Source organism: Mycobacterium sp. (assembly GCF_052144515.1).
Taxonomy (GTDB): domain Bacteria; phylum Actinomycetota; class Actinomycetes; order Mycobacteriales; family Mycobacteriaceae; genus Mycobacterium.
The window spans coordinates 1-6,363 of record NZ_JBKQQD010000412.1 but is presented as its reverse complement, the minus strand read 5'-3'; the positions used below and the strand labels follow the sequence as shown (position 1 = coordinate 6,363).

General features: G+C 61.4%; 6 protein-coding genes and 2 pseudogenes. 5 read left to right on the top strand and 3 right to left on the bottom strand.

What is annotated here, in order from left to right; translation table 11 throughout:
- The 4 genes from ACLP9N_RS27425 to pcaA all read left to right on the top strand — a co-directional run.
- Positions 1-291: hypothetical protein (locus ACLP9N_RS27425; protein ID WP_442410319.1), on the top strand; the 291-nt coding region annotated here is incomplete at its 5' end.
- A 552-nt stretch (positions 292-843) separates the two neighbouring features.
- Positions 844-1,707: a cyclopropane mycolic acid synthase family methyltransferase gene (locus ACLP9N_RS27420; RefSeq protein ID WP_442410320.1), complete on the top strand. Its 864-nt coding sequence runs from the start codon at positions 844-846 to the stop codon at positions 1,705-1,707.
- Positions 1,708-1,735: 28 nt separating this feature from the next.
- A complete protein-coding gene (locus tag ACLP9N_RS27415; protein ID WP_442410318.1) occupies positions 1,736-2,143 on the top strand; it encodes a UbiA family prenyltransferase in 408 nt (135 codons plus the stop codon).
- A 151-nt stretch (positions 2,144-2,294) separates the two neighbouring features.
- Entirely contained in the window at positions 2,295-3,158 is an 864-nt protein-coding gene (gene pcaA, locus ACLP9N_RS27410) for a cyclopropane mycolic acid synthase PcaA (RefSeq protein WP_442410317.1), read from the top strand.
- A 38-nt stretch (positions 3,159-3,196) separates the two neighbouring features.
- Here pcaA and ACLP9N_RS27405 read toward each other — a convergent pair whose 3' ends face one another.
- From ACLP9N_RS27405 to ACLP9N_RS27395, 3 genes and pseudogenes are all read right to left on the bottom strand, one after another.
- Positions 3,197-4,057, bottom strand: a complete 861-nt coding sequence (locus tag ACLP9N_RS27405) for a cyclopropane mycolic acid synthase family methyltransferase (RefSeq protein ID WP_442410316.1) — start codon at positions 4,055-4,057, stop codon at positions 3,197-3,199.
- A gap of 65 nt (positions 4,058-4,122) precedes the next feature.
- Positions 4,123-4,317: pseudogene (locus tag ACLP9N_RS27400) on the bottom strand (3-hydroxyacyl-CoA dehydrogenase family protein); the annotation flags it as partial.
- Between the two features lie 23 nt (positions 4,318-4,340).
- A pseudogene (locus tag ACLP9N_RS27395) lies at positions 4,341-4,673 on the bottom strand (integrase core domain-containing protein); the annotation flags it as partial.
- Positions 4,674-4,836: 163 nt separating this feature from the next.
- Here ACLP9N_RS27395 and ACLP9N_RS27390 point away from each other — a divergent pair.
- Entirely contained in the window at positions 4,837-6,036 is a 1,200-nt protein-coding gene (locus tag ACLP9N_RS27390) for a tyrosine-type recombinase/integrase (RefSeq protein ID WP_442410315.1), read from the top strand.
- Positions 6,037-6,363 lie beyond the last annotated feature (327 nt).

The following is a 6,363-nucleotide window of genomic DNA, read 5'->3' as shown; positions in this document are numbered from 1 at the left end:
CAGCGTTGCGACGAAAAGGGTCTTGATTACGCACGGGCGCGCCATCTTGGGCATCGGTGTCGGCGAACTCTGATCCTGGCCGCTGTCGCGGGTCTGCTCGCGGCGGCGTTTGTCGGTGGACCCGCACTGTTCATCGTGTTGTACTTCATCGGTCGCGTTGTGACCTCGACCTTCGGTATTAGCCTTGCGACGCCCAGGTACTTGGGGGTCGCGACCGAACGCGGATACAGCGAATTAAGGTGGTCGCCCAGCCAGAGTGAATCGATGCCGCTTGCCGTGGCAGTCAGGTAATCGGCACGGGCAAACGCGGTCGGAGAATACCGAGAATTGACGATTAGGTCGCCAAGACCGACCCGAAATCCGCTCATCGCTGTCGCCTCCGTCTGCATAGATGTACGGTCATTTGACGCTGGCGCGCCTGCCACTCACATCGACGATGAAGCCCCGCTTTGTGGCCGAGGACGACTGGACATTAGCAGGTCAGCCCACAAAAGCGGCGTGATTCCATGCGCGCCCATTCAACATCTGGCCCCAGACCGGGTCCGCTCGGACAGCCGACATCCCTGGGCCGTAAAGAGGGGTGCGGAGCTACACCGCCACGTCTGTGACACCTGCCAGGCAGGAGAGCACAGCAGCGGCGAGCCGGTCGAACTATTCGGTGTCGCCCGCTCCACCATCTATCGCACCATCGAGCGCATGAACCAGCCCACGGTTGATCGGCCGGGTCTCGGGCTCACTTCAGCTCATCGCACCAGGTAGTCGCCGAACGCTTGAACATAGGCATGTGGCGCCGTAGCTTGTGGGCAGGCGTCTCCACGCAATTCGAGCGAAGGTCGTGACGTAATTTCCTCCAAACTAACCCCCAAATTTGAGATGGCGCAGGCGCATTACGACCTGTCTGACGAGTTCTTCCGGCTTTTCCAAGACCCAACGCAGACTTACAGCTGTGCGTACTTCGAGCGGGAGGACATGACCCTCGAAGAGGCACAGCTCGCGAAGATTGACCTGTCACTCGGCAAGCTGGGTCTGGAGCCTGGGATGACGCTGCTCGATATCGGCTGCGGCTGGGGCGCCTGCATGAACCGAGCCCTGGACAAGTACGACGTCAATGTCATCGGTCTGACGCTGAGTAAGAACCAGGCCGCCCATGTTCAGTCGCTTCTCGACAAGAACCCGAGCAAGCGCTCGAAGTCGGTCCAGTTGCGTGGCTGGGAAGAATTCGACGGCAAGGTTGACCGGATCGTGTCGATCGGCGCGTTCGAGCACTTCGACTTCGACCGCTACGACGAGTTCTTCGACATCACCTACAAGGCGATGCCGGCTGACGGAGTGATGCTGCTGCACACGATCACCGTCTTGACTGTCAAGGAGATGATCGCCAAGGGTTTGCCACTGACCATCGAGGGGGCACACTTCATCAAGTTCATGCTCACCGAGATTTTCCCCGGCTGTCGGCTCCCAACACTCGATATGGTGCCAGACCATGCCGCTAAGGCCGGCTACACCTGCACCCGCATCCAGCAGCTGCAGTCACACTATTGCAAGACCTTGGATATGTGGTCGGCGGCGCTGAAGGCACATAAGGATGAGGCCATCGCGCTACAGGGCGAAGAAGTCTACAACCGCTATGACAGATATCTGAGTGGATGCGCGAAGCGGTTCCACGAAGGCTACCTCGATATCGCCCAGTACACGCTGGAGAAGTAACCGGCTGGGCGCGGTCGGTTGGGATGTTGTGCTGGCGTCGCTTCCCTATGGGCTCTTGTGCACGACGGTGCTGATGGGCAAGCACATCGACAAGATCCCCTACGACGAGCCGCTCGGCATCCGGACGCTGCCGGTCCTGCTCGGCGAGGCACGGGCCCGCGTCGTGACGCTGGCCATGATGGCAGGCTGCTACGTGCTGGTCGCTGTCGCCGTCGCGGTGGGGGCGATGCCGTGGCCGGCGTTACTGGTCGTCGCGGCGCTGCCCCGGCTGGCGAAGGTGTGGCCATACTTCCGCCGACCACCGCCCGACGCGCCGCCTCCGAACTTTCCGGTGTGGCCACTCTGGTACGCCGCGCTGGCGTGGGTACACGTGCGTGTGGCGGGTGGACTGCTCGTTGTGGGACTCGCGATCAGCGCCGTGTTGCGCACATTGTGAATCCACCCGATTGTGACCGATAGCCACGGGCACGAAGGCGACCGGAGCGGCTCGAAACGGCTAGCATGCAGGGAATGCATCGGGGGCCGCACTAGGATGCATTGTTTGCGACGTCGCGAACGCCTCCAAGATACAGAAAGGCTCTCCTCGTATGTCCGTGCAGCTCACGCCGCATTTTGGAAACGTACAAGCCCACTACGATCTCTCCGACGACTTCTTCCGGCTTTTCCTGGACCCCACCCAGACCTACAGCTGCGCCTACTTCGAGCGGGACGACATGACGCTCGAGGAGGCCCAGATCGCCAAAATCGACCTGGCGCTGGGCAAGTTGCGGCTTGACCCAGGGATGACGTTGCTGGACATCGGCTGCGGCTGGGGCGCCACGTTGCGGCGCGCCATCGAGAAATATGACGTCAACGTCGTGGGCCTGACCTTGTCGGAAAACCAGGCCGCCCACGTCCAGAAGGTGTTCGACGACATGGACACACCCCGCAGCAGGCGGGTGTTGCTGGAAGGGTGGGAGAAGTTCGACGAGCCCGTCGACCGCATTGTCTCTATCGGCGCCTTCGAGCATTTCGGCCGGCAACGCTGGGGCCACTTCTTCAAGATGGCCCACCACGTTCTGCCCAGCGACGGCGTCATGCTGCTGCACACCATCGTCCGCCCCGCCTTCAAAGATGCCCGGGCGAAGGGCCTGACGCTGACCCACGAAATCGTTCACTTCACCCAGTTCATCCTGGCCGAGATCTTCCCCGGCGGCTGGCTGCCGACACCCGCGTCGGTCGAAGAGCACGCCGTCGCGGCGGGCTTCACGCTGACCCGGGTGCAGTCACTGCAGCTGCACTACGCGCGGACCCTCGACACGTGGGCTGCCGCCCTAGAGGCCAACAGGGGAAAGGCCATCGCGATCCAATCGGAAGAGGTCTACGGCCGCTACATGAAATACCTGACCGGCTGCGCGAAGCTGTTCCACAAGGGGTACACCGACGTCGACCAGTTCACTTTGGAAAAGTAACCACTCATAGCGGTACATCGCGGTCCCGCTGGCGCCGGTCACTTCGTCAGGGTGAACTGCCCCACATTGCTGATGCCTTTGCGGAAGAAATTCTCACACCCGGTCAGGTAGTGCATGTAGCGCTCGTAGACCTCTTCGGACTGAATAGCGATGGCCTTCTCCTTGTTGGCCTCCAGATTGGCCGCCCAGATGTTCAGCGTCCGCTCGTAATGCTCCCGCAGCAATTGGACCTTTTCGACCGAGAACCCAGCAGCCTCCGCGAACTTGAAAACATCTTCCTGCGCCGGCAACTGTCCGCCCGGGAAAATTTCTGTGTAGATGAATCGCACGAATCGCACATCGCTCATCATCAACGTGACCCCGCGCTCATGCATTTGTTTCTGGGTGTACGCCAAAATCGTGTGCAGCAACATCCTGCCGTCGTCGGGAAGGATGTTGTAGGAGCGTTCGAAGAACGCTGCATAGCGCTCCATCTTGAACGCTTCGAAGGCGCCGATGGTGACGATCCGGTCGACCCTGTCCTCGAACTCTTCCCAGCCCTGCAGCCGCACCTCGACGTTGCGCCCGGTGGGGATCGAGGCCAGTTTGGCTTTGCTGTACTCGAATTGATTGCGACTAAGCGTAATGCCGATGACGTTGACGTCGAACTTCTCGATCGCTCGTTGCAGCGCTCCGCCCCAGCCGCAGCCAATGTCGAGCAAAGTCATCCCGGGCTCGAGGTTCAGCTTTCCCAGCGCCAGGTCGAATTTCGCGTTTTGCGCTTCTTCGAGGGTCATGTCATCGCGCTCGAAGTATGCGCAGGTGTACCCCATCGTCGGGTCTAGGAATAATGCGAAGAACTCATCGGAAATGTCGTAAATAGACTGCGACTCTTCGTAATACGGCCTCAACTCAGCCATGCTCGGTAGATACACCTCGTTTCTTGATCATCAAGGAGCCGCGCGGCTGGGGCCGCTCAACCGCTTCAGTAGGTATAGAAACCCTGACCCGACTTCTTACCCAACAGACCCGCCTCAACCATACGCAGCAGCAGCGGTGGCGGGCCATAGTGCGGTTCCTTAAATTCCTCGAACATCTTGTCCGCGATCAGTTTCACGGTGTCCAGGCCGACAAGATCAGACAGCCGCAGCGGACCCATCGGGTGCGATAGCCCGGCAACATGAATCGCCCCGGCGTGTCCGGTCACTTTGTTTCTGAGCTCCCGACCGGATGGCGGGGCTGGGTTTGACGGTAGTAGGCGTTCTCCAGTTCTGCTGGCGGAACGTCTCCGCAGTACTCGTAGAGCCGTCGGTGATTGAACCAATCGACCCATTCGGCGGTGGCATACTCGACCTGCTCGACGGTCCGCCACGGGCCCCGGTGTTTGATCAGCTCGGTCTTGTACAACCCGTTGATCGTCTCGGCGAGCGCATTATCGAACGAATCCCCAACGCTGCCAACCGAAGCCGAGATGCCAGCCTCGGCCAGGTGCTCAGAGAACCGCACCGAAGTATATTGACTGCCGGCGTCTGTGTTAAGCCGGTTCCGGCTTAACTCCGATTATGCCGAGGTTGGTGTTAAGCCGAGGATCTGCGGAGATGGCCTGCGCTCGTGGGCGGTGTCGCTGGGTTTCTCGGCTTAACGTTTCGGGTGGTGGTTAGCGTCCGCCGTATCTCTACGTCTGTGGAAGGAGACGGTCATGGATACGACGGTCAGTGGGATCGGCGCGGTTGTCGTGGCGGAGCTGCGCGCGGCCGGCTACATGGAATCGACAGTTGGTCAGTACGCGAAGACGATCAAGGCGCTGACTGAGTTCGCCTCGGGGCGTGAGTATTCCACCAGTCTGGGTGCGGAGTTCGCCTCGATGACGACCAGTGTGCGGACGGGTCGGTTCAGCCCACAGCGCCGGTTCGATTACCGGCGTCTGGTCGCGGTGTTCGACTCGTATGTGCAGACCGGCCGGGTGGACCTGGCGGTTCGTGGCCGCGGCGGCGGAGGTCCTCGGCCCGAGGGCAGCGACTTCGTTGAGCTGGATGCGGCCTGGGAGGCCGAGATGGGCCGCCGCGGTCGGGCACCGGCCACCCGCGAGGCCTATGGAAGGGTCGCGCGCAGCTACCTGGTGTTCCTGGAAGGACGCGGTATCGCCGTGCTGGACGGTGCGGATGCCGCCAGTGTCCTGGCGTTCTTGGAATCCTTACTGGATCGGTGGGCCAAGTCGTCGCTGTTTTGGGTGGTGTCGAACTTTCGTCCGTTCCTCAAGTTCACCCGCCGCACCGATCTGGTCAATGCGCTGAATCTGGCTGGCATCAAACGTTTTCACGCGATGGTCCACGTCTTGGAGGATGCCGACGAGGAGCTGGTTGTTCGCGCTTGTGCGTCGGGGGTGGTCAGCGCGCGGGACGCTGCGATCACTTTGCTCGCATTATCGACGGGATTGAGGGCCTGTGACATCGTGGCGCTGCGGATGAGTGATGTCGACTGGCGTGGGCACACGATCGGCCTCGTGCAGCAGAAGACGGGCAACCCGCTGACGCTGCCGTTGCCGGCGCTGCTGCTGAGCAAGCTGGCCACCTATGTGCTCGACGAACGGCCCAGCTCCGCCGATGATCACCTATTCCTGCGTTCGGTAGCCCCACACACCCGGCTCAACGATCACGCGACGGTACACCGGGTGACCGTTGAGACATTCCGGAAAGCGGGAGTCAACCAGGTGAAGGCGGGAACCCGATTGCTGCGCCACAATGCCGCATCCCGGCTGCTGGCCGCAGCGGTTCCGCTACCGACGATCGCGGCAGTGCTCGGCCACGCCAGCGAAGAATCGACGAACCTCTACATGAGCGTCGACCGGCCGCGTCTGCTCGACTGCGTCCTGCCGGTCCCAGAAGCCGTGCGGTCATGAGTGGCCACGGCTTCACCAGCGCGTTCGCCAACGAGCTGGACGCCTACCTGGCGTTCAAGGCGAACATGGGATTCACCGGTGCCTCCCGCATCTGGTAGCTGAAACAGTTCGACGCCTACTGCGCCGAGCACGACCGCACGGTATTCGACCAGGACACCGTTGAAGGCTGGGTCGGTGTTCAGCTGCAACGGTGCGGCCGTTACCGGTCCTGGATGTCCTACATCCGTGACGTCGGCCGCTGGATGACGATGAGCGGGATCCCCGACGCTTACGTGCTCTCCGACCGGTGGAAAGCCCCTATCGTTGCCGCGCATCCCTATCTGTTGT

Bases quoted from the DNA above. Each gene is read 5' to 3' on its own strand.
- ACLP9N_RS27405 (WP_442410316.1), bottom strand. From the start codon at position 4,057: ATGGCTGAGTTGAGGCCGTATTACGAAGAGTCGCAGTCTATTTACGAC.
- pcaA (WP_442410317.1), top strand. From the start codon at position 2,295: ATGTCCGTGCAGCTCACGCCGCATTTTGGAAACGTACAAGCCCACTAC.
- ACLP9N_RS27390 (WP_442410315.1), top strand. From the start codon at position 4,837: ATGGATACGACGGTCAGTGGGATCGGCGCGGTTGTCGTGGCGGAGCTG.